General features: G+C 67.3%; 20 protein-coding genes. 7 read left to right on the top strand and 13 right to left on the bottom strand.

All coding sequences use genetic code 11. From position 1 onward, the window contains the following. Positions 1-71: 71 nt before the first annotated feature. Genes AC5YDV_RS17880 through AC5YDV_RS17890 form a run of 3 tightly spaced genes read right to left on the bottom strand, consistent with a single transcriptional unit; the run spans position 72 to position 3,275 of the window. The gene (locus tag AC5YDV_RS17880; protein ID WP_496183013.1) at positions 72-1,844 is read right to left on the bottom strand and encodes a site-specific integrase; all 1,773 of its coding nucleotides are present in this window, start codon (positions 1,842-1,844) and stop codon (positions 72-74) included. Continuing rightward, complete coding sequence (locus AC5YDV_RS17885; RefSeq protein WP_496183014.1) at positions 1,841-2,170, bottom strand: helix-turn-helix domain-containing protein; 330 nt, start codon at positions 2,168-2,170, stop codon at positions 1,841-1,843. Before AC5YDV_RS17885 ends, AC5YDV_RS17880 begins: the two co-directional genes overlap by 4 nt. Before the next feature lie 4 nt (positions 2,171-2,174). Beyond that, positions 2,175-3,275: a tyrosine-type recombinase/integrase gene (locus tag AC5YDV_RS17890; protein ID WP_496183015.1), complete on the bottom strand. Its 1,101-nt coding sequence runs from the start codon at positions 3,273-3,275 to the stop codon at positions 2,175-2,177. A gap of 188 nt (positions 3,276-3,463) precedes the next feature. Between AC5YDV_RS17890 and AC5YDV_RS17895 the strand changes: the two genes are divergently transcribed. Genes AC5YDV_RS17895 through AC5YDV_RS17920 form a run of 6 tightly spaced genes read left to right on the top strand, consistent with a single transcriptional unit; the run spans position 3,464 to position 9,090 of the window. After that, complete coding sequence (locus AC5YDV_RS17895) at positions 3,464-4,372, top strand: type II secretion system F family protein (protein ID WP_496184896.1); 909 nt, start codon at positions 3,464-3,466, stop codon at positions 4,370-4,372. Positions 4,373-4,402: 30 nt separating this feature from the next. Further along, a complete protein-coding gene (locus AC5YDV_RS17900; RefSeq protein WP_496184897.1) occupies positions 4,403-4,618 on the top strand; it encodes a hypothetical protein in 216 nt (71 codons plus the stop codon). 3 nt (positions 4,619-4,621) lie between these two features. Then, positions 4,622-5,002, top strand: a complete 381-nt coding sequence (locus AC5YDV_RS17905; protein WP_496184898.1) for a TadE/TadG family type IV pilus assembly protein — start codon at positions 4,622-4,624, stop codon at positions 5,000-5,002. Then, complete coding sequence (locus AC5YDV_RS17910; RefSeq protein WP_496184899.1) at positions 4,999-5,427, top strand: TadE/TadG family type IV pilus assembly protein; 429 nt, start codon at positions 4,999-5,001, stop codon at positions 5,425-5,427. The genes AC5YDV_RS17905 and AC5YDV_RS17910 overlap by 4 nt, the downstream gene beginning before the upstream one ends. Before the next feature lie 34 nt (positions 5,428-5,461). Next, positions 5,462-5,881, top strand: a complete 420-nt coding sequence (locus AC5YDV_RS17915) for a TadE/TadG family type IV pilus assembly protein (RefSeq protein ID WP_496184900.1) — start codon at positions 5,462-5,464, stop codon at positions 5,879-5,881. Between the two features lie 32 nt (positions 5,882-5,913). Beyond that, a complete protein-coding gene (locus AC5YDV_RS17920) occupies positions 5,914-9,090 on the top strand; it encodes a LysM peptidoglycan-binding domain-containing protein (protein WP_496184901.1) in 3,177 nt (1,058 codons plus the stop codon). Positions 9,091-9,139: 49 nt separating this feature from the next. On the opposite strand, the gene AC5YDV_RS17925 is transcribed toward AC5YDV_RS17920, so the two are convergent. The 6 genes from AC5YDV_RS17925 to AC5YDV_RS17950 all read right to left on the bottom strand — a co-directional run bounded on the left by AC5YDV_RS17925 (position 9,140) and on the right by AC5YDV_RS17950 (position 15,596). Then, positions 9,140-10,264, bottom strand: a complete 1,125-nt coding sequence (locus AC5YDV_RS17925; protein WP_496184902.1) for an N-acetylglucosamine-6-phosphate deacetylase — start codon at positions 10,262-10,264, stop codon at positions 9,140-9,142. Further along, a complete protein-coding gene (locus tag AC5YDV_RS17930) occupies positions 10,255-11,013 on the bottom strand; it encodes a sugar isomerase domain-containing protein (protein WP_496184903.1) in 759 nt (252 codons plus the stop codon). The genes AC5YDV_RS17925 and AC5YDV_RS17930 overlap by 10 nt, the downstream gene beginning before the upstream one ends. Continuing rightward, positions 11,013-11,753: a glucosamine-6-phosphate deaminase gene (locus tag AC5YDV_RS17935; RefSeq protein WP_496184904.1), complete on the bottom strand. Its 741-nt coding sequence runs from the start codon at positions 11,751-11,753 to the stop codon at positions 11,013-11,015. The genes AC5YDV_RS17930 and AC5YDV_RS17935 overlap by 1 nt, the downstream gene beginning before the upstream one ends. 1 nt (position 11,754) lies before the next feature. Next, positions 11,755-13,059: an AGE family epimerase/isomerase gene (locus AC5YDV_RS17940; protein WP_496192547.1), complete on the bottom strand. Its 1,305-nt coding sequence runs from the start codon at positions 13,057-13,059 to the stop codon at positions 11,755-11,757. Beyond that, positions 12,980-14,512, bottom strand: coding sequence for a sodium:solute symporter family protein (locus tag AC5YDV_RS17945; RefSeq protein WP_496184906.1), 1,533 nt, complete (start codon positions 14,510-14,512; stop codon positions 12,980-12,982). The genes AC5YDV_RS17940 and AC5YDV_RS17945 overlap by 80 nt, the downstream gene beginning before the upstream one ends. A 94-nt stretch (positions 14,513-14,606) precedes the next feature. After that, positions 14,607-15,596: a LacI family DNA-binding transcriptional regulator gene (locus AC5YDV_RS17950; protein WP_496192548.1), complete on the bottom strand. Its 990-nt coding sequence runs from the start codon at positions 15,594-15,596 to the stop codon at positions 14,607-14,609. 38 nt (positions 15,597-15,634) lie between these two features. Between AC5YDV_RS17950 and AC5YDV_RS17955 the strand changes: the two genes are divergently transcribed. Beyond that, on the top strand, positions 15,635-16,954 hold the full coding sequence (locus AC5YDV_RS17955) for a hypothetical protein (protein WP_496184908.1): 1,320 nt from the start codon (positions 15,635-15,637) through the stop codon (positions 16,952-16,954). A gap of 14 nt (positions 16,955-16,968) precedes the next feature. Here the strand turns inward: AC5YDV_RS17955 and AC5YDV_RS17960 are convergent, their stop codons facing one another. The 4 genes from AC5YDV_RS17960 to AC5YDV_RS17975 form a co-directional block, all read right to left on the bottom strand. Then, positions 16,969-20,154 (bottom strand): type I restriction endonuclease subunit R, encoded by a 3,186-nt coding sequence (locus AC5YDV_RS17960; protein ID WP_496184909.1) that lies wholly within the window; start codon positions 20,152-20,154, stop codon positions 16,969-16,971. 62 nt (positions 20,155-20,216) lie between these two features. Then, positions 20,217-21,989: a site-specific integrase gene (locus tag AC5YDV_RS17965; protein WP_496183013.1), complete on the bottom strand. Its 1,773-nt coding sequence runs from the start codon at positions 21,987-21,989 to the stop codon at positions 20,217-20,219. Then, positions 21,986-22,315 (bottom strand): helix-turn-helix domain-containing protein, encoded by a 330-nt coding sequence (locus AC5YDV_RS17970; RefSeq protein ID WP_496183014.1) that lies wholly within the window; start codon positions 22,313-22,315, stop codon positions 21,986-21,988. Before AC5YDV_RS17970 ends, AC5YDV_RS17965 begins: the two co-directional genes overlap by 4 nt. Before the next feature lie 4 nt (positions 22,316-22,319). Beyond that, positions 22,320-23,420, bottom strand: a complete 1,101-nt coding sequence (locus tag AC5YDV_RS17975; RefSeq protein WP_496183015.1) for a tyrosine-type recombinase/integrase — start codon at positions 23,418-23,420, stop codon at positions 22,320-22,322. Positions 23,421-23,585: the final 165 nt, after the last annotated feature.

The raw sequence follows: 23,585 nt of genomic DNA on the forward strand, positions 1-23,585 counted from the left end.
GAAAGCCATGGGTTCAGGATTACTGAAGGATCCTCCGCCTTGAACCCAAGGGTAGGTCACTGATGAGCCGCTCACGTGTTACCTGGGGTTCGGGAACTGGGGGGTACGGGTGTGTGGTCCTCAAGGTCGGGGTGGGTGAGGGTGCTCAGGTAGTGCGCGGCGGTCTCGATGGTGATGCCGAAGAAGTCGCAGAGGCGACGGTGGTCGCCGCCGGCGTTGACCTCGGCGAGGATGCGGTCCTGGCGCATTGCGCTGGGTGGGATGCCGAGCTTGTCGGTGAGCCAGGGGACCCGGACGGGTTCGAGGGTGGATGCGGACCGGCTGTGCACGAGGAAGTGCGGGTTGATGCTGCCGGGCCAGCGGTGGTGTCGGTGGAGGAGGTACCGGTCCAGCGTGGCCTTGGTGGCGTGGGCGAGCAGGATCGTGCGGTCTGGCAAGTGGATCCGGTGGTCATGGATGTCGACCAGTTGGAGGGCGCTGGCTTCGGCGGGCCGCAGCCCGTGGACGCCGATCAGCGCGGTGATCGCGGCGGTGGCTGGGTCGGGGGAGTTGAACAGGGCACCGAGCACGGCGGTATCGGTGGGCATGGGGATGCGTCGCTCGAAGTTGCCCATGTTGAGTTGGGCGGTCGGGTTGACGAAGAGCACGTGGTGTCGCTTGAGGGTGGTGAAGATCGAGCGCAGCGCGGCGCCCAGTTTGGCGCGTGGGGTGCCTTCGCCGGGCAGGGCGGCGAGGATGTGCGTCCGGCTGATTTCGCGCAGCGATTGATGGCCGGCTGCTGCCCAGGTGAGGAGCGTCGGCAGGGCCCATCGCGTGCGGAGCTTGATCGACTGGTCGTGGCGCGGTCGGCTGCGCGGCGGGGTGGTGCTGCCGTGGTGCAGCACGTTGAACCAGATCAGCAGTTCGTCGGCCATGGGGTCGGGCAGGCCTTGGAGTTGGCGTTCGAACCAGGCGTCCAGCGTCGAGGTGCGGTCGTCGATGAGCATCCCGGCGTCTTGCAGGACGAGGAGCGCGAGTCGGACCCGGAGGCGGTGTCCGATGAGGTCGAGGACGTGGCTGGCGCGGATGGGTGGGGCGGTGATCTGGTGCTTGGCCAGCAGGACCCGCAGCGTGATCCGGGTCTTGAGGGATTGCCGTTGGGTCCAGCCGTGCCGGGCGGCCATGTCGAGGGCATGGTCGTCGAGTTGGGTGGCGAATTCGTGGTTGGGTGGCTCGCCGACACCGTGGCGGCGGGCGGGATCTTCGACCGGGTGGTAGTCGAACAGGCTGGGTTGGTCGGCGTTCGTCGATGGAGGGCCGGTATCGGGTGCTTCCAGGGGTGTGCCGGGCAGCGGCAGTTGATCGCGGCGACGTCGGAAGTCACGGCGACGGTGCGGTCGGTATCCGTTGCGGTATCCGCTCATGTCGGCGAACCACAGCTGTTGTCCGCCGCGGTTGGCGGTGACCACGTCGCGGGGGAGTCCGTACTGGGCTTGGTTGTAGAGGGTCTGCATCCAGCACAGGCGGCAGGCCTGGTGCTCGTTGATGGCGAGTTCACGATGGCAGCTGATGCACACGCCCTCGACGGGATAGCGGTGACGCCAGCCGCGGCAGGCTTGGCAGGTCCATCCGCGGAGGCGGGTGACTCCCCAGGCCAGGCAGTCGCGGCAGGAGTCGGGCGGTTGGGGTGCGAAGGGATGGCATTGGCGGCACAGCCGGCCGGCCCAGTAGTCGCCGGTGGCGCCGCAGCTTCGGCAGGGAAGCGGTCGGCCGAAGCTGCCGGGTTTGCAGTCGTAGCACCAGCGACGCTTGACGTAGGCCTCGGGCTTGCGTCCGCAGCCCTCGCACGTCTTGGGGGCGGTCACGCGGGTGGCTTGCTGCGGGGACGCCCCGTTGTCGGCGCTCGCCGTCGGGCGGGTGCCGTGGGTGAGGCAGCTGCCACGGCCTTGACGGCTTGTTGCCGGGCGGTCACTGCGTCGGGTTCGCACACGAGGATGTCGGTCGGCTGGCAGCCGAGCACGAAGCAGATCACATCGAGGTCATCGAGCCGGATGGTGGTGGGTGTTCCAGCCCATAGCCCGGACATCTTCCCGGCACTGATGTCGAGGCCGGCCTCGGCCAGCCGTCGGCGTAGTTCGGTGGATTTCCAGATGCCGGCCTCGGCGGCCTTCATCCGCAGGTTCCAGCGCATGGGTTCATACCTCCTTGTGGGGTGCGGGGTGGGTGATTCGATCCAGGGTCCGCTGGTTGGCGGCCGCCCAGGACGCTTCGATGTGGGTGGAGTGGACGTGGATGTACTGGGTTGTGGTGGACAGCCAGCTGTGACCCATCAACTCCTGGATGGCCTTGAGTGTCATGCCCTGCTGGTACAGGTGCGATGCGCAGTAGTGCCGCAGGACGTGGGGGGTGAGCCGTCGGCTCCAGTCCGGCAGCCACCGTTCCACGGCGTCGGCCAGTCCGGTGCGGAGTGCTTCGGTGCCGAGCCGGGTGCAGTGGCCACTGAGCCGGTCGCGTCGTTCGCTGGGCAGCAGCGGGGCGGCAGGGTCGTCGTAGTCGTCGCCGAACTGGTGGCGCACGTCGGTCAGCCACCACTCCAACAGTGCGTCGACGTCGTCGATTGCTGGCACGATTCGTACTTTGGCGCCTCGGCCCCGGCTGCCCTTGCCGTGGCGGACGTGCAGCTTGCCGTGGGGACCAAGCTCGGGATGCCAATCGGCGACGTCCAGCATGACCGTCTCGTTGATCCGCAGACCGAGCCGTCGCCACAGGGACGCGGCCAGATAGTCCCGGGCCGCTGGAAGGTACTTCCGGCTGTCGGGCAGCGCATCGCGCCACCCGTCGAACAAGGCACGGATCTCGTCTGTCCGCGGGGGAACCCTGGTCGCGGTGGCGGCGGCGATCGCCCTGGGCCGGTTGAACTCGTCGATGGGCTGGACGACGACCTGCCCGAACAGGGCATGGATGTCGCCCTGGTACCGAACGATGACGAAGTCGTAGAACTTGGCCAGCGTGCCCGCTCGAGCGGCGACGGTCGACTTGGCGAGCCCGCGCTGGGTTCGTGCCGCACGAAGGTACCTGTCGGCGTCCTCTACCTGCGCGGTCCACAGCGGACGACCCAGGAACCGTGTGAAGTCGAAGATCGCCCCGCGTTCGGCGGCGGCCGTCCCATCGGTGAGCCCGGCAGCACTGAGGGCCAGCGAGTACTGGTCGATGAGTTCCTGCTCGAACTCCTCGGCGTCGATCCGGCTACGCGAACTGCGCGCCGACTCGACCGACCGCACTACCGCGAGCGCCATACCCCAACCTCACAAACCTCAACGAGTTGTCGAGAACTTAGCATGAACGTCAGGAATCATGACGCACGGTCAGGATGGCGTGTCGGATCCCCCTCCCGTCATCAGTCCAAGTCACCGGCCCACCACACCACACGGTCCCTCGCGGAACTGAATGGTGTTGAAACACCAGCGGGCGGGAGGGGATGACGATGCCTACCACTCTCCAGCTGATGATGGCCGCCGGCATCCTGGTGATGGGCGGGGTGGCCCTGCTGGTCTGGCAGCTGGCCCCGGTCCAACCCGACCTCGCCAACGCCCTGCAGCGGCTCTCACCGCGGACGCCGCTACGCCCCGACCCGGCCCCCGACGACACCCACACCGGGGACCTGGCGGGACGACTTGGCCGGCTCGCCATGCGTCGCCTACCGGCCGAGGCATGGGGCCGCGTCCCGCACAAGGAGCTGCGTCTGCTGCGGCGTCCGGTGTCGGTGTTCTACGGACAGAAGATCCTCTACACCGCCGCGGCGCTCGTCCTCATCCCGGTGACGACCTGGGTTTTCTCGCTGACCTTCGCCATCCCGTTGGTCATCCCGGCCATGGGCAGCCTGGCTGCCGCGGCCGCCATGTGGTTCGTGCCCAACCTAGACGTTCTGCTGGACGCCAAGGAGGCGCGCAGTGACTTCAACCGTGCCCTGGGCGCCTACATCGACCTAGTCGCCTTGGAACGCAACGCCGGCGCCGGCCCCCGCCAGGCGATGGAGAACGCCGCAGCGGTGGGGGACAGCTGGGTGTTCCAGCGGCTGCGCGAGGAACTGGGCCGCTCCCGCTGGTCGGGCCAGGCTCCTTGGGATGCGCTCACCAGCCTGTCTGACGAACTCGGCCTGCCCGACCTGGCTGACCTGGCCGACATCATGCGCTTGTCCGGCGAAGAGGGCGCGCAGGTCTACGACACGCTGCGAGCCCGCAGCAGTGCACTCCGCACCGCCATGCTCACCACCGAACACGCCAAGGCCAACGAGGTCGGGGAACGCCTGGTGATCCCCGCAGCCGTTCTGGGCGTCATCTTCATGTCGATCCTGCTCGGCCCCGCACTGTCCCGACTCTTCCTCCCCGCCTGACACACCCCAACCCCTGAGAGGAAAACCACCATGAAGAACGCACTGCTCCCCATCTACGTCAACCTCACCTTCTGGCTCGCCTCCGGACGCCGCTGGGTCGAGAGCCAGTCCACCCGCGAGCAGGAGGAGGGCTCCAACGTCGTGGAGTGGATCTTCATCGCCGCCGCCGTGGTCATCATCGCCGGCATCGCGATCGCCGCCGTGACCGCTTTCGTGGGTCGCGAGGCCGGCAAGCTGGGTGGCTGACCAGTGGTCCAGCATCGCCCTCAAGCCGACGAGCGAGGGTCAGCCAGCGTCGAGATCATCATCTGGTTGCCCCTGCTCTTCAGCGTCATGTTCTTGGCGATGCAGGGCGCGCTCTACTACTACGGTCGGTCGGCCGCCCTGACCATCGCCAACGCTGGCGTCAGAGCTTCCGCGCTGGAAGACGGCACCGTCGGCGACTGCCAGGCTGCGGCGTCCGCGATGGCGGGCAAGGTCGGTGATGCGCTCACCGGCGTCACCATTCGGTGCACTCGCAGCGCGACGACAGCTTCCGCCACCGTCGAGGGTGCCACGCTGTCGGTGATTCCGCTCGTCATGCCCGTCACCGAACAGCACGCGAGCCTGCCCGTGGAGCGCCTGACATGACCCGGCGCAGGGATGAGCGGGGCTCGGCCACCATCGAGACTCTGATCATGGTCCCGGTGGCGGTCCTGTTCCTGTCGCTGGCCATCTTGGGCGGACGCCTCGCGATCGCCCAGCAGGCCGTGCAAGCCGCCGCCGCCGACGCCGCGCGATCGGCATCCATCGCCCGCAGCCAGCACGTGGCCCGGAACCAAGGCCAGGCGGCCGGAGAAGCCGCTTTCGTCAACCAAGGACTCACCTGTGCCCGACGGTCGGTGGCGGTGGACACCAGCCAGTTCAGCAGACCGCCCGGCACGCCTGCCGTCGTGACAGCCACCGTCACCTGCGAGGTGCCGGCGGGGGGCCTCGGCATCCCCGGCGTCCGCGCCAGCCACACCATCCGAGCCACCGCCACCAGCCCGCTGGACCAGTACCGGCAGCGGGCTTAAGCGGACGTCGATCCTGAGCTCCAAGGAGGAAGCCATGCCACGACGCGATGAGAGCGGGTCGGTCACCCTGTGGATGATCCTCAGCGTGGCGACCTTCACCCTGATCCTCGGCGTGGCCGTCGACTTGGGCGGACGCCTCCACACCCTGCAGCAGGTCAACGACGTCGCAGCCGAAGCCGCCCGCACCGGCGCCCAGCAGGTCACCAGCCAGGACGCCATGCGTGGCCACACTCCCTCGGTCGACACCAACCGCGCCCGCACCGCAGCCCTGGCCTACATCCACGCCGCCGGCTACACCGGCTCGGCCAGCATCAGCTCGGGGAACATCCTCAGCGTGTCCGTCACCGGGACCTACACCCCGACGCTCTTGGGCGCCGCCGGAGTCGGGACCACCACGCTGACCGGGAAGGCGGAAGCCCGCCTCGTGCGCGCCCAGTTCGGAACGGAACGCTGATGATCAACCGACTCAATCGGAACGGAACGCTGATGATCAACCGACTCAAAGGGCTGCTGGCCACCTTGGTGATCCTCGCCATCCTCGGTGGCCTGCCGACGGCGCTTCTCGCACTCGGGCTCCCCACCGCGATCTCCCGGCTCGCGGCCGACCCGATCGGATCGCTGCTCCGACCCGACGACGGCACCCTCGCGTTGGCGTTCCTCTGGATACTGGGCTGGCTCGTCTGGGCCATCCTCGCCGTCCTGATCCTCGCCGAGACCATCGGGGCCCTCCGTAGGGTTCGGATGCCGCAACTCGGCCCGCTGAAGGCTCCCCAGGGACTCGCCCAGCAACTCGTCGGCGCCGCGGCCTTGCTGTTCGTCGCCAGCAGCAGCCTGCCCGCGCCCGCCATGGCAACGCCGCCCCCCGCGCCGGTGACCACCGTGGTCCTGACAGACGGCAGCACCCAGCAGGAGCACGAGGCCGCGTACGCAGAGCCGCTGCCGAATGAGGGGCGGCCCTACACGGTGCAACGGGGGGACTCGCTGTGGCGGATTGCCGAGCGCCAGCTCGGCGACGGTGCGCGCTACACCGAGATCCTCGACCTCAACCGCGCCCTGCTCCGCGGCGGTCCCGACTTCCTCGAACCCGGCTGGCAATTGACCCTCCCCGCGGAGGTCGCCGGTGTGGAGGATGACGTCGACACCGTCACCGTGAAGCGCGGGGACACCCTGAGCAAACTCGCCGCCACCCACCTGGGTGACCCCACGCTTTACTCGGAGATCTTCGAAGCCTCCACGAACATCACGCAACCCGATGGGCGGCGCCTCACCGACCCCGACATCATCGACGTCGGCTGGACACTCCGCATCCCCCACACCTCGACGGCTGCGGGCGTGCCGGAACAGGCCGACGCGGCGGAGCAGGGCGAGCCCGCGGCGCTGCCCGCCCCAGTCGACAACCCAGTTGCCGACGCTCCCACACCCGCGGTGCTGGTCCCGGAGACCGAGAACGCCTCACCTGCCGCGAGCAATCCCTCGGTCCAATCGGAGCAACTCTCGCCAGCCGACGCGAAAACCGTCGAGGACCAGGATCCCGAGGCTGAGCCGGTGCCCGTGGCGTCCTGGCTCGTCGCAGGGCTGGCCGCCGGCGGCCTGCTCACCGGGTCGCTGGCGTTAGCCTTGAGCCGCCGGCGCGCACAGCAGGCACGCCACCGTCGCCCCGGTCGATCCATGCCGCTGACCCCACCAGCGCTCGCGCCGATCGAGAAGACCGTGCTCGCCTTCCCCGCCGTGGCCGTGACGGTGGACGACCTGGACCGCGTCCTGCGCTGGACCGCGGATGCCCATGTGGCCGCCGACTTGCTCATCCCCGGCGTCGCCGCCGTCGAACTTGCTGCGGCTGGCATCGTCCTCCACCTCGTCGAACCCCAGACGATGCTCGATCCGTGGCACAGCGAGGACGGTGACGAATCGCGATGGGCACTTGACCTGGACGCGGCGTCCCATCTCGAAGCCCCGCCCACGGCGAAGGAAAGCGCTTGGCCCCAGTTGGTCACCATCGGCACCACCGATACCGGCGGAACCTGGCTGATCAACCTCGAAGAGGCCGGCGCCCTGCGCCTTGTCGGCGATCCCACCTTCGCCGCCGACCTCGCTCGCTACCTGGTCGCCGAACTAACCTTGAACCCGTGGGCCAGAGACGTCCGCATCGACTGCATCAACACGTGCGCCGAACTGGCCGACCTCGACCCAGCCAAGCTCCGGCACCACGGCAACACCGATGTCCTCGGCTCCGTGCTCCGTGACGCCAACGCCATCGGTAAGAGGCTCCACCACCTCGACCTGCCCGACGTGTCGGAGGCTCGCGCGAGCAGCGCCGGCGATGACCTGTGGCGGAGTCGCGTTCTGGTCATCGACGCCGCGAGCGCCAACAATCCAGAGGTCGTGTCCCTGATCAACGTGGTGATGACTGAAGCTCGCCGGACGGCGACCAGTCTGCTCATCGTCACCGGGGCGGGCGACTCGACTGGGGCCGGGGTTGAGGTGCGACTCACGGGCGAGGGCCGCGTGTTCATTCCGAGCGTCGGTCTGGACCTCATCGCGGTGGGACTGACCGGGGATGAGGCCTCCGGTATCAGCCAACTCATGCAGGTCGCCGACCTGACGGACGATGAGCCGATTCCTGCCTCGGCCGACCCGTCCGAGGCGTGGCAGGTGCACAGTGACGCCGCTGGCAAGCTGATCCACCCGAATCTGGGCGGGCGCGGAGACGATGGGGTGACCGGCACCTCGCTCTTGGTCGAGCCTGACGAGGCCTATGAGGGGACGGCCACCACCCCCGAGGAACTGGGCGCGCTCGCACCCGTCGTCCCGGACGAGGTGCGTCACGACGTCGAGGACGCCGACCCCACCCTCGACGACGACCTGACCGAGTGGTTCGCCAAGAGCAGCGACCGGCCACGCCTCAGCATTCTCGGCCCGCTGACCGTCCGGATCGGCCGCGGAGGGAACGCTGTCGCTGGCGCCAAACAGCGGCCCTTCCTGACCCAACTGCTTGCCTACCTCGGAACCCGACCCCGCGGAGTCACCGTGGCCGAAGTGGCCGAAGCCACAGGCATCGCCATCGACCGCGTGCGCCGCGACATCAGCAACCTGCGGCAGTGGCTCGGGACCGACCCCACAACGGGGGAGAACCACATCCCCGGGGCCTTGGAGAGCGAGTCATCCCGCCTGTTCGGCGGAGGCCGCTACGAAGTCAACGGCCTCCTGGTCGACGCCGACCTCTTCCGACGCCTCCGCGTTCGCGGGGAGGCCCGCGGAGCCGACGGACTACCCGACCTCAAGAAGGCACTCACCCTCGTCACCGGGCAACCCCTCCGGGACATCAAGCTCGGCTCCTGGCTGGTCGACAGCGGCCTTCAACACCACCTCACCTACGCCATCGTCGACACGGCACACCTCGTTTGCACCATCGCCCTGGCGAACAAGGACCACAACACGGCTCGAGCTGCGGCCGAACTTGCCATCCTCGCCGCGCCGCACGAAGAAATCCCGCGACTCGACCTGATCGCTGTTGCCACCGCCGAAGGGCGACGAAGTGAGGCCGATCACCTCATTCGCTCAGTGCTCAACGGAGATGGGACCGACACGCCACTCCAACTGAGCGCACGTGCTGACGCAATCCTCGCCCGTCAGGAGTCCCTGCGGCACGCCAAGGTGGGCTGAAATCCGAGATGGGGATCGCCGCCGGCTGATGCTGGACCGCTGGGCCGCCTCAGACGCGTTCCCCGGCTCGCAAGACCGTCACGACGTGAGTCTGATCGTCCTCGATGTCGAGTAGGACCATGTCAGCTGGTGCGCCGGGGCGGAACGGCGCGGGGAGGCCGGCGATCCGGGCTGGGTTCGCGACGGTGAGTTGCACCGCGACGTCGAGGGCGAATCCGACGCGAAGCAGTGTTCCGATGCCCGCGCGCAGCGGCAGGGCAGCGCCGGCCAGATAAGGTGTGTCGGCCACGTTGAGGCGTCCGTTGGGATGCAACTCAACGTCCCCGCCGATGGGCTGGTGGTACCGACCCGGCGCCGAGCCAGCGAGGGAGACCGAGTCCGAAACCAAGAAGCAGCGGTCGAGGCCTTTGGCACGGACCGCGGCCTTCAGTGTGTCGTCCGGCAGATGATGGCCGTCGGCAATGAGGCCGACGGTGAGTCGATCGTCGGCAAGCTGGGTCCAGATCGCGTTGGGGTGCCGAGGCAGCATCGCCTGGATGCCGTTTCCGAGGTGGGTGGAGAACCGTGCGCCTGCGTCTGCTGCCGCTGTGATCTGAGCGGGCTCGGCGTGCGTGTGCCCCAGGGATACGCGCACCCCGCGGTCGACGAGCGCACCCACATAGGCGGATGTGCCCTCGTAGTGCGGCGACACCGTCACCATGCCGACGAGCCCCCGAGCCGCCCTCTGCCACTCGTCGAACTCCTCCAACGAAGGAGGACGGACGTGGGCCAGGTCGTGGGCTCCTCGTGGGCCATCCAACTCGCTGAGGGCCGGGCCTTCAATGTGCACATAGGGGATGGCGGTCCCGGTCCGCGGGTCACTGCGAACGGCTTCTGCGATAGTCGCGAGTGAGTGACAAATGCCTTCCTGGCTGGCTGTGATGACGGTTGGAACCACCGTCGTTGTGCCTTCTGATGCCAAGCGCGCGACCATGCCATGCACTGAATCGGTGGTGACGTCGGGTCCGTTGACGTCGAAGCCGCCATAGCCGTTGACCTGCAGGTCGACCAGCCCCGGCAGCAGCCAAGGTCCCTCGGTTGGCCCTTCGGCCAGTTCGACGCTCGTGATGACCCCACCGGATGTCTGGACGCGGACGCCGCCTCCAGCAGCGTGGCGCCCTTCAATCACAGCCATCTGATCCTCCCCGTGAACCTTTCCTGGAAGCGCACATTGGCCTCATCCCCACCCGGAGCGTTGCCCGAGCGCCACATCGGCGGGTCTATGCCTGCCATCGCGAGCTTCTCAATCGTCCGGATCACGAGCAGGTTGAGGCAGAAAGCGTTGGCGAAGGTTGACACGGCAGCCGTCCGCTCCGCAACGCCGCGCACCTCGAGTACCGCGTCGCCGATCGGCACCTTGCAGTCGATCGCGACATCCACCAAGTCGTGGAGGTTGGCGCCGCTCGGGTGCCGCGCCGAGTGATCGGGCGCGGTGCCCTCGGCGTGCTGCCGGGAGCTGACGCCGACGAGACGGACGCCGCGCTTCCGGGCCGTCATCGCGGCGTCGATCAGCGCGGCGTTGATGCCGTACGCATTGACCAAGACCAGCACGTCCCCGTCGACCAACCCCGCTCGCTCTACGACGATCCGGCCGTAACCCGGGAGCCGCTCCACGGCCATCGAGCGCAGTGCGCCCCCCGACAGGAGAGTGCCCTCATCCAAGATCGCAGAGACATGCATCAGCCCTCCCGCCCGGAAGAACACCTCTTGCGCCGCAAGATTGGAGTGACCGCCGGGGCCATACACGTGCACCAGTCTGTCGTCGGCCACCTGCCCAGCCAGCATCTCCGCTGCCGCGTCGATCGTTTCGCGCTCCTCGTCGAGGATTCGGGCAAGCAGGCCAGTCACGGACGCGAAGTACTCCGCACCGAGGTCGTCCGTCATCAGAGCTTCCCTGCGGCGTCACGGTCGAAGTAGAACGTCACGCCCGGATGTTCGCGCAGCACAGTCGAGGGCCAGGTCGTGCTAACCGGCTCATGGAAGGTGGCGCGCACGGCGTCCGCCTTCAGGCTGCCGGGTACCACGCAGAACAAGCGGTCAGCTTTCAGGAGTCGCGGCACCGTCAGCGTGATGGCGTGGGTGGGCACGTCGGCGAAACTGGCGAAGCACTCGTCCTCGACCTGCTGCTGCCGACAGGCCTCGTCGAGCTCAACCACTTTGACGTCCAGAGGATCGTCGAAGTCGGCAACCGGCGGATCGTTGAAGGCGATGTGTCCGTTCATGCCAATGCCGCAGCACACGATGTCGATCGGGCCTTGGGCTAGCGATTCGGCATACTCGCGCGCGGTCCGTTCGGGATCGCTGCCGGGTTCGATGAGATGGACCGATCCGAAGGGCAAGCGGTCGAACAGGTGCTTACGCAGCCAGTTCGCGAACCTCTCAGGGGCATCCTCGTCCAGGCCGATGTACTCGTCCATGTGGAAGGCGTCCACCCGTTCCCAGTCGATGCCGTCGGCGGCGATCAGCCGGTCCAGCATGTCCGCTTGGCTGGGTGCGGCGGCGAAGACCATGCGGACGCGGTCGCTGTCCGCGAGTCGACGGCGAAGCTCGTCTGCGATGTCGTCAGCCGCCCGCCTTCCCATCTCGGCTCGGGTGTCGAAGACGTGGACGTTCTCCTGGGTCATGTCAGGCCTTTCTGGTCGGTTCGGACGCCTCAAGCTCGGTCAGCAGCAGGAGGGCTCGGGCAATGTGCATCGGGTCCTTGACGGGCAGGGCGACCACTTCGTCCAGCGGCGACCCGTCTCGCCTTCGATTCTGGATCCACTCCTGCCCGGGACCTTGGGGAAAAGTGTCGAGGGTCCACGAGGTGACGCGGTCGCGCCACGAGGCTAGGGTCTCGTCACCCGTGCGTTGGGCGAGAAGGGTGAGGGCGTACATCGCTTCGGCATGGATCCACCACAGCTTGGTGTCCCATGTCCGGACAACCAGGTCCTCGAAGCCGCCGCCCGATGGTCGCCCGGCTGGTGGGCCGCCCTCAACATCTACGAACCGGAAGAGACCGCCGTGTTCTGGGTCCCAAGCGGCTTCGCAGGAGGCGATCGCGAGGTGAGCGAGACGGTCCCGGTCGGTCACTGGGTGCCCGGGTAGCAGATCGCGGGCGTGCTCTACGAACCACAACGCCTCGAGCAGGTGCCCGGGGCACCGGTGCCGGCCCAGGATCGTCTCCAGGTCAGGAGGCCCGTCAAGCCGCGGGGACTCGATTGCATCGCGGGCGGTCCAATAGTGCTCGTGTAGGTCGTCGGCGGCGAACCGTACGACGTCGAGCACCTGAAGGCCGGCACCGGCCCGGATGAGTTGCTCACCCATGCCAAGGAGCATCATGGGCATGGCGTGAGTCCCCCGACCGCGGTCGACCGGGTAGGGGGCGGCCTTGTAGCGTCCTTCGCGGTAGCGTTGCGCGGCTGAGAGCAGCAAGCCCTCTCCCAAGGCAAGCCAATCGCGTGAAGTGTCCAAGCGGGAGACGCCCGAGAAGCCCAGGGCGGCAAAGAGATCCGCGTACACACTCGCGTGGAGAACGCCGTCGACCTCCTTTGGGTCTCCCTCCGCGGTGAGGACGTAGGCGGTGGTGCCGTCCGGCAGAATCGCACGGTCCGCCACGAGGGTCGCTGTCCTGATGGCTGACTGCGCGAATGGTTTCGGGTCGACGTCGAGCAGGCCTCGCTCAGCGTTCCCTGCGACGCGGGCGGCGAGCCACGCCCACCGGCCCTGCGACCACGTGTACCTGTCAGTGGAGACGAGCTGCTCGCCACGGTTGTCCCAGCACGTCCGGACGCCGCTGTACTCGGCGTCCGGACCGTGGGCAAGCCACCAAGCGAGCACGTCGTGCTCCAGATGATTGCGCAACTGCATGTCAGGCGTGTCGCAGCGAATCGTCGGGCAGGCCGTCGTAAACGCTCTCGTCCGTCGAGATGGCATCGACGAGCGCGTCACTCTGCGGTGTGTTCTCGGGCTTGATGTAGCCGATGACGATGAACAGAACCAGCGCTGTGAGGACGGGGCCGGCGACGTTGATCGTGGTGACCATGTCGGGGGCGAGCGACTTGATCTGGGCTGCGAACACGAACCGAGTCAGCGCGAACACGATGACACCGGCTGCCCACGAGGTGATGGCCGCGGTCGGGCCGCTCTTGCGGAACGCGGGCAGCATCCCGAAGAGCATCGGAATGGCGATCGGGCCGACGAGGCCACCGAACCAGGAGATGATCAATCCCAGAACCCCGCCGAAGTTGTCGGCGAACAGGGCGATGACCATCGAGATGGCGACGAAGGTGAACACCGCGATGCGACCTGCCTTCAGCTCCGTCTTGCCGTCGAGACGGGCACCGCGCCGGAGCGCCGGGATGATGTCGCGCGTCACGACCGCGGAAATGGCGCCGGCGTCCGAGCCGGTCATCGCCATCGTGTGGGCGAACATGCCGACCATGACGAGGCCCACCAGGCCGTCCGGCAGCAGCTCGGTGGTGAGCAAGGCGTAGGACTGGGACGGGTCCGCCAGACCGGGAAGGATCAGCGGGGCGGCCCACATCGGGAAGAACATGACCAGCGGCCACACGAGGTAGAGGCCCATCGACAGCCAAGCGGCCTTCCTGGCGGTCGAGCCGGTCGGGGAGGCGATGAAGCGCTGAGCGAGGTTCCACGTGCCGCCGTTGTAGCTCAGTGTGTTGATCAGCAGGTAGACGATGACGAACCAGACGGTGTACTGGCCGCTGAACCAGTGGCTGTTCTGCTCGGGCAGGTCCTGCCACATCGTGACCGGCGTCGCGAGCCCATCCAGACGCGCCATGACTGCGATCGCGAGGGCGATGGCGGCGATGAACTGGATGACGAACTGCCCGAGGTCGGTCAGCGCGTCCGCCCAGAGCCCTCCGATCGTGGAGTAGATCAGTGTGACTCCACCAGTGAGCAGGATTCCCCAGATGAGCGGGACGCCGGTGAAGACATTGAGGATGATCGCGGTCGCGACCCACTTGGCACCCACGTCGAAAACCTTGAGCGCCGTGCCGCTCCAGGCAAGCACCTGCTGCGTCGGAACGTTGAAGCGCACGCTCAGGTACTCCAAGGGGGAGATGATGCCCAGTCGCTGACGCAGCCGGGGCCAGCGGGGCACAAAGAGGAAGGAGCCGATCAGCATGGCGAAAGTGATGCCGAGGGCCCACCACACGTAGAGCACAAATCCGTTGGTGTAGGCGATTGCGGCATAGCCCACGAAGACTGCCGCCGAGTAGCCAGACATGTGGTGGGAGATGCCGGACAGCCACCACGGCATCTTGCCGCCAGCCGTGAAGAAGTCAGCCGAGTTGGACACTCGGCTCTTGGCCCACGCGCCGATGCCCAGCATGACGAGGAAGTAGAAGGCCACCATGGCCCAGTCAAGCCCACTCATGGTTCTCCGATCGAGACAAGCGGTTCGGGCGCGTCGTCGCGCCGTCCCCGTCACAGAACTCTGCAACCGGTTGCATGTCAAGGGGTCTGAACGATTAATTGCTGGTGGGGGGCGGTCCCGTAGAAGCTCGGGGAACGAACTTGCCGGGAACTTGAATGTTCTGCCCGGCGGCCTCATCACGGATGAGCCCGCGCAGGAGGCGCACTGCCCCTTCCCCGGTGGCGCCGAACGGTGCCCGGATTGTGGTCAAGGCGGGTGTGATCGTCTGGGCCAGCAGCACGTCGTCACAGCCCACCACGCTGACGTCTTGCGGCACCGTGAGGCCGTCACGAGCCAGTCCAGCGATGACGCCACAGGCCATGAGGTCGTCGAACGCGACCACTGCAGTGGCCCGGTGGGACGCCACCGTCGCGGCCGCCTGGACGCCACCGTCGAAGATCGCCTCGATGGGACCGATCTCGATCAGCGCCACAGCGTGCTGCTCGGCCCATCGACGCACAATCTTGGTGCGCTCTCTCGCCGCCCATGACCGCGCCGGCCCCCGGAGCAGGGCGATACGGCGGTGACCGAGTTCGTACAATCGGTCGCATGCCTGGTTGAGCGCCTCGGTGTTGTTGATGCTCACCGATGCAGTGCCCGGGTGGGTGCGGTTGACCAAGACCACGTTCTGGTTCCCTGCCGCAGTCACGAGCGCACGAGGGGCAGCCCGAGGTGCGGCGCAGATGAGCCCGTCCACTTGGGCGCGGACCTGGCGGATCAGCGCCAACTCGGCGGCCGGGTCGCGCTGGGAGTCCATGAGGAGCACTTGGAGCCCACTCGGCAGGGCGGCCCGTTGGATGGCTCGGATAAGCGGGGCGAAGAAGGGGTTCTCGATGTCGGGGATGAGCAGTCCGAGCATGCCGGTGCGGCCGGTGGTGAGACCTCTGGCGATTGGGTTCAGATCGTAACCGACAGCGTCCGCGTGGGCGAGGATGCGCTCCCGCACCTCGGGGCGGACCATCTCGGGCCGCGTGAAGGCCCTGGACACCGTGGAGGCGTGAACCCCCAGGTCCTGCGCGATCGTGTAAATCGTCGGACGCCGCACGAGCAAGCCCTTCTGCAACCGGTCGTAACGGGTCCATCATGGCGCGTACCGGCCGCTGCCGCCGCCGGCTTGAAGGGGGAGACAGGGTGACAGAGGTTCTTGTCGGCATCGGATCGGCGCCGGTTCTCATACCCGAACCAGTGCCGATGTCGGGATTCGCAGCTCGCACGCAGCCGTCCGTGGGCGTCGCCGAGCCGCCGCTGATGGCGTCCGCGGTGTGCTTCGGGGAGGAGGTGCTCGTCTTCCTGGATGCCGTGGGAGTCGATGCGACGTTGGCGAACGGTGTCCGAGCGGCCGCACGGCTGGACGCCCGCATCTCGGTCCTCGCTACGCACACTCACGCCGGACCCGCCGTACTGACCGGACGCCTCGGCCAGCCCTCCCCGGTGGCTGTCCGAGCAATGATCGCCGCCGGGGCCGCTGCCGCGCGCGACGCGCTGGCGCACCGCGTCCCTTCCGCGCTGGAGTGGCTGGAGCCAGTCTGGGCTGGCATCGCGCACGACCGACGGCGCGGAGAAGTGAGCCCGCACGCAAAGGTGCGGGCTCTGCGATGGCGCGACAAGAACGGTTCGTTGCGCGGTGTGCTGGTGTCCTACCCCTGTCACCCCACATCGTTGGGGCCCTTGAATCACCTGCTCGCCCCCGACTATCCCGGGTTCGTGCGGCAGGCAGTGTCCGAGGCGTGGGGCGTCCCGTGCGTCTTCGCGACCGGCTGCGCCGGCGACATCAACACTGGCCATGCCGCGTCCGCCTCGTTCGTCACTGACAGCGGGGATACGGGCCGCACCCTGGCTGACAGCGAACGGGTGGGCCGAAGGCTGGCCGACGCGGTCACAGGGGGCCGCTGGGAGTCGCTGCCCGGAGGCATCGTCGAGGCGCGCACAAGTCCGGTCACGCTGCGGCAGGTACCAATCGAGGACGAGCGCGCCTTTGAGGCACGATGGCGCGAACAGCGGGAGGACGCAGACCCTGGCATCCGTGCACTGATGGATGTCTGGCTCGCTTGGGCCGATTCCCCGAGAGCTGGACGAGAGGCGACCTGGACGGGGAAGGTGGGGTGGATTTCGGTGGCTGGCGTGGACATGTACCTGCTTCCGGGGGAGCCGTTCCTTGCCGCCGACCGTTGGTTGGTGGAGCATCGGAAGGCGCTCGCGCTCGGGTACTACGAAGACTGCCCTGGCTACTTCCCCAGCCGCGACCAGTACCCGCTGGGCGGATACGAGGTCCTCGACGCGCACCGGTACTACGGCATGCCCGCGCCGTTTGAGGAGGGCTCGCTTGAACGGATCGTCGGAGTGGCCCGCTCGCTCAGGCGCCTGAGTGTCGACCAGTCAAGCCACGAGGACGGTGATCTGTAGGTAGCGCGGACCGATTACGAGGAGGAGGTGATTTCCCCAAGGTGGTTCTTCCTTGGTGGCGCCTGAGCTTGACCGCTCCTCCTTGGCCGGTCAGCTCCCAGCCCCGGACCTGACAGTTCAGATTGCGCACTCCCTCGATCGGAGAGCTCGACCGGCAGTGAAGTGGTCGAGTGGTTGACGTCCAGGTAGAACACTCGACCAAGGTTTTCGAGGACGGCCTTTTCGACACCGCCCTTGGTGTGGAACAGCTGCATCATCTTGCCTTGCGCGTCGTCGGTCTCGATCATGGCGAGCACGACGGCGTCCTTGTAGGTGGGGCTGGCGATGAACTGGTCCTGGCTGTTCACAGTCGCCTGCTGCACCAGCGACGGGTTGGCGCGCATCGATTCCAACAGGGCTTCGATCCACGGGCGCGCCTGGGTGTCGCGGAAGCCCTCGCCGGCGAACTGTTGGTTTAGCTGGTCGATGACCTCTTCCAGCAGCACCATGCGCGGGTCCTTCTTGGACGCCGACCCGACGCCGGTCATGGGCTTCATAGGCTCGCCTTCGCCGGCTACCAGCTCGAGGTCCTTAGTGCCCTTGTGCTTCTGAGTGATGTGGGGCATCTCGACTTCCGACAGGTCCACGGTCGTCAAGCCGCGGTCGACGCGCAGCAATGGCAGCAGGTGGCGGAAGAAGATGGCATGCTTCTCGACGTCTGTGTCCTCGAAGTTGATCACCTGCGACAGGAAGTCATACAGCCTCACATAGCTGGCGACGTCCTTGCGGAAGAGCACGAGCTCGTCCCGCGCGGCGTCGTCACCGGACGCCACCGCCGCGTTGTAGGCGGTTACGAACTTGTACTTCACCGGTTGCAGCGACCCCGCCAGCGCGTTGTTTCCCTGTCCCTTCACGTACGCAGCGGTGACCGCGTCCACGTCGTCGAGGGAGTACATACCGGACGTGTCGAGCTTGGCCCCCAAGTCGTGGATCAGGTTCGGGTCGGTGGTGGCGGTGATCTCGGCGTCCTCGTAGTACTGCTGGAAGTCGGCGAGGATCTCCTCCGGGTCGTTCACGAAGTCGAGCACCATCGTGGTCTTGCCCGGCACGTACCGGTTGAGCCGCGAGATGGTCTGGACGGTGGCGACGCCGTCAAGTCGCTTGTCGATGTACATCGCGCAGAGCTTTGGCTGGTCGAACCCGGTCTGGAACTTGTTCGCCACGATCATCACGCGGTAGTCGTCGGTGTCGAACGCGCTGCGCAGGTCCTTGGCGCCGGGGTTGAGGTTGGCCTCGGTGTAGCCGTGGTCGGCGGCCAGCAGTCCGGCGTCCTCGGGGAAGATCTCGGACGCCTCGAACGTCACCTCCCCGGAGAACGCCACCAGTGCGGTGGCGTCCGAGTAACCCTTGAGCTTGATGTAGGCGTCCAGCGCCTTCTTGTAGCGGACGGCCGCCTTGCGGGAGTCCGTGACGACCATGGCCTTGGCCCGCCCGCCGAGCAGGTGCTTCACGTTGGTCTCGAAGTGCTCGACGATGATCTGCACCTTCTGGGCGATGTTCGTCGGGTGCAGCTTCACCCACTTGACCAAGCCCTTCGTGGCAGCGTTCTCGTCGACCAGCTCGCCCTCGGGCGTCTCGCGGGTGACGACCAGCTCGCCGCCCTCCACCTTCTTGGCCAACTGGTAGGCGGTCTTGTACGACGTGTAGTTCTTTAGCACGTCCAGGATGAACCGCTCCTCGATCGCCTGGGCCATCGTGTAGGTGTGGAACGCACGCGGGAGGCCGGCGGCGTCCGGGGTGCCGAACAGCTCCAAGGTCTTGGGCTTCGGCGTGGCCGTGAACGCCAGGAACGTGATCTTGTGTGTGTCGGCCTTCGCCTTCGCCTCCGCCGCGAGGACGGCCTCGACGTCGACCTCGCCGCCGTCGCTCCACGCCGCCAGTTCCTCCGACGACAGCACCTGCTTCAGCTTGGACGCCGCCGACCCGGTCTGCGAGCTGTGCGCCTCGTCGGCGATGACGGCGAACGACCGCCCGAGCAGTTCCTTGCTCTCCTGGATCGTCTTCAGCACGAACGGGAAGGTCTGCAGGGTCACGACGATGATGAGCTTCCCACTGGTGAGGACCTCGGCGAGGTAGGCCGACTTCGACCCGAACGACTTCTTGGCGGCCTCCTTCGTCGAGATGGTTGCCACGACGCCGGAGGTGGTCTCGATCTGCTTGACCGCCTCCTGCAGTTGGTCGTCCAAGACCGTCCGGTCGGTCACGACGATGACGCTGTCGAAGACCTTGTTGTTGTTCGCGTCGTGCAGGGTGCCCAGTTGGTGGGCCGACCAGGCGATGCTGCGCGTCTTGCCGCTGCCAGCGCTGTGCTGGATGAGGTACCGCTGACCGGGGCCCTTGGCGCGGGCGTCAGCGACGATCTTGGTGACGGCGTCGAGTTGGTGGAAGCGCGGGAAGATCAGCGTCCGCTTCGTGGAGACCTTGCCGGTGGCGGCGTTCTTGGTGCGGGTCGTCTCGTAGTGGACGAATTTGGCCAGGATGTCGAGCCACTGGTCGCGTTGTAGGACGTCGCGCCACAGGTAGGTGGTGGGGGAGCCGCCGTCTTCGTCCGGCCCGTTGCCGGCGTGCCCGTTGTGGCCGCGGTTGAACGGCAGGAAGTAGGTGTCCTTCCCGGCCAGCTTTGTCGTCATCCAGACCTCGTCGTTGGAGACGGCGAAGTGGACCAGCGCGCGGGTCCCGAAGCCGAGCAGCGGTTCCCCGGTCGGGTCGCGGTCGGTCTGGTACTGCTTCTTCGCGTCGAGGACGCTCTGAGTGAAGTCGGTCTTCAACTCCGCCGTCGCCACCGGGATGCCGTTGACGAAGAACACCAGGTCGATCGACTTCGCCTTGTACTTCGTCGAGTAGTGCACCTGCCGCATCACCCGCAGTCGGTTCGCCGCGTACTGACCGGTGAGCTTGGCGTTGGTCGACTGTTCCGGACGCCGCTGCAGCATCGCGAACGTCGCCGTCTGGTGCTTGAACCCCCGCCGCAGCACATTCAGGCTGCCGCCACCGGACGCAGCATCCGTGTCGAGCACCTTGGCCATCCGGCCCAGGATGCCGTCCCTCGCCTTGTCCTGCGCCAGTTCGGACGCCGTCGGCTTCACCAACCTCTCAAGCTGGTCAGGTTGGGTCTCGGCCAGCCACGCGAACACGTCCGGCGGATACAGCGCGAAAGCCATGGGTTCAGGATTACTGAAGGATCCTCCGCCTTGAACCCAAGGGTAGGTCACTGATGAGCCGCTCACGTGTTACCTGGGGTTCGGGAACTGGGGGGTACGGGTGTGTGGTCCTCAAGGTCGGGGTGGGTGAGGGTGCTCAGGTAGTGCGCGGCGGTCTCGATGGTGATGCCGAAGAAGTCGCAGAGGCGACGGTGGTCGCCGCCGGCGTTGACCTCGGCGAGGATGCGGTCCTGGCGCATTGCGCTGGGTGGGATGCCGAGCTTGTCGGTGAGCCAGGGGACCCGGACGGGTTCGAGGGTGGATGCGGACCGGCTGTGCACGAGGAAGTGCGGGTTGATGCTGCCGGGCCAGCGGTGGTGTCGGTGGAGGAGGTACCGGTCCAGCGTGGCCTTGGTGGCGTGGGCGAGCAGGATCGTGCGGTCTGGCAAGTGGATCCGGTGGTCATGGATGTCGACCAGTTGGAGGGCGCTGGCTTCGGCGGGCCGCAGCCCGTGGACGCCGATCAGCGCGGTGATCGCGGCGGTGGCTGGGTCGGGGGAGTTGAACAGGGCACCGAGCACGGCGGTATCGGTGGGCATGGGGATGCGTCGCTCGAAGTTGCCCATGTTGAGTTGGGCGGTCGGGTTGACGAAGAGCACGTGGTGTCGCTTGAGGGTGGTGAAGATCGAGCGCAGCGCGGCGCCCAGTTTGGCGCGTGGGGTGCCTTCGCCGGGCAGGGCGGCGAGGATGTGCGTCCGGCTGATTTCGCGCAGCGATTGATGGCCGGCTGCTGCCCAGGTGAGGAGCGTCGGCAGGGCCCATCGCGTGCGGAGCTTGATCGACTGGTCGTGGCGCGGTCGGCTGCGCGGCGGGGTGGTGCTGCCGTGGTGCAGCACGTTGAACCAGATCAGCAGTTCGTCGGCCATGGGGTCGGGCAGGCCTTGGAGTTGGCGTTCGAACCAGGCGTCCAGCGTCGAGGTGCGGTCGTCGATGAGCATCCCGGCGTCTTGCAGGACGAGGAGCGCGAGTCGGACCCGGAGGCGGTGTCCGATGAGGTCGAGGACGTGGCTGGCGCGGATGGGTGGGGCGGTGATCTGGTGCTTGGCCAGCAGGACCCGCAGCGTGATCCGGGTCTTGAGGGATTGCCGTTGGGTCCAGCCGTGCCGGGCGGCCATGTCGAGGGCATGGTCGTCGAGTTGGGTGGCGAATTCGTGGTTGGGTGGCTCGCCGACACCGTGGCGGCGGGCGGGATCTTCGACCGGGTGGTAGTCGAACAGGCTGGGTTGGTCGGCGTTCGTCGATGGAGGGCCGGTATCGGGTGCTTCCAGGGGTGTGCCGGGCAGCGGCAGTTGATCGCGGCGACGTCGGAAGTCACGGCGACGGTGCGGTCGGTATCCGTTGCGGTATCCGCTCATGTCGGCGAACCACAGCTGTTGTCCGCCGCGGTTGGCGGTGACCACGTCGCGGGGGAGTCCGTACTGGGCTTGGTTGTAGAGGGTCTGCATCCAGCACAGGCGGCAGGCCTGGTGCTCGTTGATGGCGAGTTCACGATGGCAGCTGATGCACACGCCCTCGACGGGATAGCGGTGACGCCAGCCGCGGCAGGCTTGGCAGGTCCATCCGCGGAGGCGGGTGACTCCCCAGGCCAGGCAGTCGCGGCAGGAGTCGGGCGGTTGGGGTGCGAAGGGATGGCATTGGCGGCACAGCCGGCCGGCCCAGTAGTCGCCGGTGGCGCCGCAGCTTCGGCAGGGAAGCGGTCGGCCGAAGCTGCCGGGTTTGCAGTCGTAGCACCAGCGACGCTTGACGTAGGCCTCGGGCTTGCGTCCGCAGCCCTCGCACGTCTTGGGGGCGGTCACGCGGGTGGCTTGCTGCGGGGACGCCCCGTTGTCGGCGCTCGCCGTCGGGCGGGTGCCGTGGGTGAGGCAGCTGCCACGGCCTTGACGGCTTGTTGCCGGGCGGTCACTGCGTCGGGTTCGCACACGAGGATGTCGGTCGGCTGGCAGCCGAGCACGAAGCAGATCACATCGAGGTCATCGAGCCGGATGGTGGTGGGTGTTCCAGCCCATAGCCCGGACATCTTCCCGGCACTGATGTCGAGGCCGGCCTCGGCCAGCCGTCGGCGTAGTTCGGTGGATTTCCAGATGCCGGCCTCGGCGGCCTTCATCCGCAGGTTCCAGCGCATGGGTTCATACCTCCTTGTGGGGTGCGGGGTGGGTGATTCGATCCAGGGTCCGCTGGTTGGCGGCCGCCCAGGACGCTTCGATGTGGGTGGAGTGGACGTGGATGTACTGGGTTGTGGTGGACAGCCAGCTGTGACCCATCAACTCCTGGATGGCCTTGAGTGTCATGCCCTGCTGGTACAGGTGCGATGCGCAGTAGTGCCGCAGGACGTGGGGGGTGAGCCGTCGGCTCCAGTCCGGCAGCCACCGTTCCACGGCGTCGGCCAGTCCGGTGCGGAGTGCTTCGGTGCCGAGCCGGGTGCAGTGGCCACTGAGCCGGTCGCGTCGTTCGCTGGGCAGCAGCGGGGCGGCAGGGTCGTCGTAGTCGTCGCCGAACTGGTGGCGCACGTCGGTCAGCCACCACTCCAACAGTGCGTCGACGTCGTCGATTGCTGGCACGATTCGTACTTTGGCGCCTCGGCCCCGGCTGCCCTTGCCGTGGCGGACGTGCAGCTTGCCGTGGGGACCAAGCTCGGGATGCCAATCGGCGACGTCCAGCATGACCGTCTCGTTGATCCGCAGACCGAGCCGTCGCCACAGGGACGCGGCCAGATAGTCCCGGGCCGCTGGAAGGTACTTCCGGCTGTCGGGCAGCGCATCGCGCCACCCGTCGAACAAGGCACGGATCTCGTCTGTCCGCGGGGGAACCCTGGTCGCGGTGGCGGCGGCGATCGCCCTGGGCCGGTTGAACTCGTCGATGGGCTGGACGACGACCTGCCCGAACAGGGCATGGATGTCGCCCTGGTACCGAACGATGACGAAGTCGTAGAACTTGGCCAGCGTGCCCGCTCGAGCGGCGACGGTCGACTTGGCGAGCCCGCGCTGGGTTCGTGCCGCACGAAGGTACCTGTCGGCGTCCTCTACCTGCGCGGTCCACAGCGGACGACCCAGGAACCGTGTGAAGTCGAAGATCGCCCCGCGTTCGGCGGCGGCCGTCCCATCGGTGAGCCCGGCAGCACTGAGGGCCAGCGAGTACTGGTCGATGAGTTCCTGCTCGAACTCCTCGGCGTCGATCCGGCTACGCGAACTGCGCGCCGACTCGACCGACCGCACTACCGCGAGCGCCATACCCCAACCTCACAAACCTCAACGAGTTGTCGAGAACTTAGCATGAACGTCAGGAATCATGACGCACGGTCAGGATGGCGTGTCGGATCCCCCTCCCGTCATCAGTCCAAGTCACCGGCCCACCACACCACACGGTCCCTCGCGGAACTGAATGGTGTTGAAACA

Source organism: Propioniciclava sp. LT432, assembly GCF_059515965.1.

What these genes read in the sequence shown, in the direction of transcription:
- AC5YDV_RS17930 (WP_496184903.1), bottom strand. Translation starts at nt 11,013, where the DNA reads ATGACGGACGACCTCGGTGCGGAGTACTTCGCGTCCGTGACTGGCCTG.
- AC5YDV_RS17975 (WP_496183015.1), bottom strand. Translation starts at nt 23,420, where the DNA reads ATGGCGCTCGCGGTAGTGCGGTCGGTCGAGTCGGCGCGCAGTTCGCGT.
- AC5YDV_RS17920 (WP_496184901.1), top strand. Translation starts at nt 5,914, where the DNA reads ATGATCAACCGACTCAAAGGGCTGCTGGCCACCTTGGTGATCCTCGCC.
- AC5YDV_RS17890 (WP_496183015.1), bottom strand. Translation starts at nt 3,275, where the DNA reads ATGGCGCTCGCGGTAGTGCGGTCGGTCGAGTCGGCGCGCAGTTCGCGT.
- AC5YDV_RS17945 (WP_496184906.1), bottom strand. Translation starts at nt 14,512, where the DNA reads ATGAGTGGGCTTGACTGGGCCATGGTGGCCTTCTACTTCCTCGTCATG.
- AC5YDV_RS17895 (WP_496184896.1), top strand. Translation starts at nt 3,464, where the DNA reads ATGCCTACCACTCTCCAGCTGATGATGGCCGCCGGCATCCTGGTGATG.
- AC5YDV_RS17915 (WP_496184900.1), top strand. Translation starts at nt 5,462, where the DNA reads ATGCCACGACGCGATGAGAGCGGGTCGGTCACCCTGTGGATGATCCTC.
- AC5YDV_RS17955 (WP_496184908.1), top strand. Translation starts at nt 15,635, where the DNA reads ATGGCGCGTACCGGCCGCTGCCGCCGCCGGCTTGAAGGGGGAGACAGG.
- AC5YDV_RS17910 (WP_496184899.1), top strand. Translation starts at nt 4,999, where the DNA reads ATGACCCGGCGCAGGGATGAGCGGGGCTCGGCCACCATCGAGACTCTG.
- AC5YDV_RS17960 (WP_496184909.1), bottom strand. Translation starts at nt 20,154, where the DNA reads ATGGCTTTCGCGCTGTATCCGCCGGACGTGTTCGCGTGGCTGGCCGAG.
- AC5YDV_RS17900 (WP_496184897.1), top strand. Translation starts at nt 4,403, where the DNA reads ATGAAGAACGCACTGCTCCCCATCTACGTCAACCTCACCTTCTGGCTC.
- AC5YDV_RS17970 (WP_496183014.1), bottom strand. Translation starts at nt 22,315, where the DNA reads ATGCGCTGGAACCTGCGGATGAAGGCCGCCGAGGCCGGCATCTGGAAA.
- AC5YDV_RS17935 (WP_496184904.1), bottom strand. Translation starts at nt 11,753, where the DNA reads ATGACCCAGGAGAACGTCCACGTCTTCGACACCCGAGCCGAGATGGGA.
- AC5YDV_RS17885 (WP_496183014.1), bottom strand. Translation starts at nt 2,170, where the DNA reads ATGCGCTGGAACCTGCGGATGAAGGCCGCCGAGGCCGGCATCTGGAAA.
- AC5YDV_RS17925 (WP_496184902.1), bottom strand. Translation starts at nt 10,264, where the DNA reads ATGGCTGTGATTGAAGGGCGCCACGCTGCTGGAGGCGGCGTCCGCGTC.